Source organism: Pseudomonas sp. FSL R10-2189 (assembly GCF_009600325.1).
GTDB classification, from domain to species: Bacteria; Pseudomonadota; Gammaproteobacteria; order Pseudomonadales; family Pseudomonadaceae; genus Aquipseudomonas; species Aquipseudomonas helleri.
Genome location: NZ_WIVZ01000087.1, coordinates 1 through 1,639, shown reverse-complemented (window position 1 = coordinate 1,639; position 1,639 = coordinate 1). Strand labels below are relative to the sequence as shown.

The following is a 1,639-nucleotide window of genomic DNA, read 5'->3' as shown; positions in this document are numbered from 1 at the left end:
CCTGTGGGTGAGTCTCGGCCATGTCCAAAACGATGGACTCCGACTTGGTGCGCAAAATGGCTCGCCATTGCTCGTCGGTTAGTTCGGCCAGCATGAGCGCACTGTCTTCCTGAACGGCTGCAAGTTCCTCGTCTGATGCCTGTTCACCCATGGCGAGCAGATCGCGTAAGCCGTTTGACCAGTAGAGCTGACGTTTTCCCTTGAACGCTTCGGCATAGGTACGAAACAGGATTGCCGACTGTTGCCAGCCCTCAGACTTATCGAGGACGGCTCTCAGGAAGTCCCAGGGCGTGCGTGAGCCGTTACGGCCCTTCTTGGTGTGGCTTTTGGTCAATTCGCTCTCTAGGCCCCATTTGGAGGCGTAGGCAGCGGCATAGGTGCCATCATCAACCCTGCAACCATGCTCATCAGAAGGACGCGGCAAACCAGCACGCATGCACGCTTGTTGCCAAAGAGGGCTGAATGCGTGGTGTACGGATTGAGGCGAAAAACCCTGATCGAGAAAGAGCAAGACATGAAGGTGTGGGTGAAAGCCATTTTGGCCATGGGTAACTTCCAGAGCCCGGATGGTTCCACGAATACCCAAGAGCTTTCTGAGCTTCTGCCCGGCACGGCTGGTTGTAGTGCTGCGCCATGCTGTGTGGATTTGCTTCAAGAGTGCTGGCAAATCGTCGCCAAGCCCGTGCGGCACTGTCAGGGTCAGCATGAAAACATCCCACTCACGCGCTTTGGCGAGAGCCAGAGCAGTGGTCAGTTCAGCACGACGGCGCTCGCTGATTTTGGCGGCACAAACCGGGCAAGCCCATACGGAAGCGCAGACCTGAAGGCCCGTATAGAACGCCTTGTTGTGCTCCTTGCTCTTGAGTACCTGGAGCGATTGATTTGGCACTCTCCAACGCATGCACTTAGACGTGCGTGAGGTTGGCAATAGCCAATTAACGATGCTTTTTAGAGCGAAACGCTCGCAGCGGAAAAGCCTAGGATCGACAGGCAACCCAGCGGTGATTTCCCCCGTGCTTTGGTCAACCGTTAGGTGAGCGGAGTCAGTTATCGCGTATATACCAAGGGGCTCCGCCCGAAAGGCCGTTTCTGGCCCGGAATTCTGGTAACGCCCGGAAGTGTTATTCTTGTCCATGCAGATCCTTGTCCTGCAAAACCCGGGGTAAATCGCGGCGCCAACCGCGACCCCCACAGAACCCCCTACAGCGCTAACTGGAGGGGGTTTTTTATTGGCTGGTCAAAATGCGCTTAATGGTTTCGGCGTGCGCGTCAGCTTGCTGGTAATCCATTTGCAAAGGGCCGAGAAAGGCCATGCTGAATTTCGGATTCTTGGGTGCAAAGGCAACCATGATCTGGCCGCCATTAGGCTTTGGCATTCCGTTGTAATAAAACTCAGCGAAATGGTGGAACTCATCGAAGTTATCGAGATCGTCCACGCAGGGCATAAGCTCTAAGCAAGGCCCGTGGGGGTCGTCAGGGTGAAAGAGAGCGACAACGAGTTTTTTGGTTTTCTTCATTTGAACGTTCATTCGTTGGGTTCCTTGCGTTGGAAGGTGCGGAGTTTGGTTTGTTGGTCAATGAGTTCCATTTGTGCCTGATTGGCGTCATGTACGGCTTCAAGCTTCGGTTTTTTTTTTTT

2 protein-coding genes are annotated in these 1,639 nt (G+C 54.2%); both read right to left on the bottom strand.

Annotated elements, in window-relative coordinates; all coding sequences use genetic code 11:
* Window positions 1–1,135, bottom strand: a 1,135-nt coding sequence (locus GHO32_RS25950) for a protein rep (RefSeq protein WP_153443097.1), incomplete at its 3' end; no start/stop codon positions are given.
* Window positions 1,136–1,226: 91 nt separating this feature from the next.
* Window positions 1,227–1,529: a hypothetical protein gene (locus GHO32_RS25945; RefSeq protein ID WP_153443095.1), complete on the bottom strand. Its 303-nt coding sequence runs from the start codon at window positions 1,527–1,529 to the stop codon at window positions 1,227–1,229.
* Window positions 1,530–1,639: the final 110 nt, after the last annotated feature.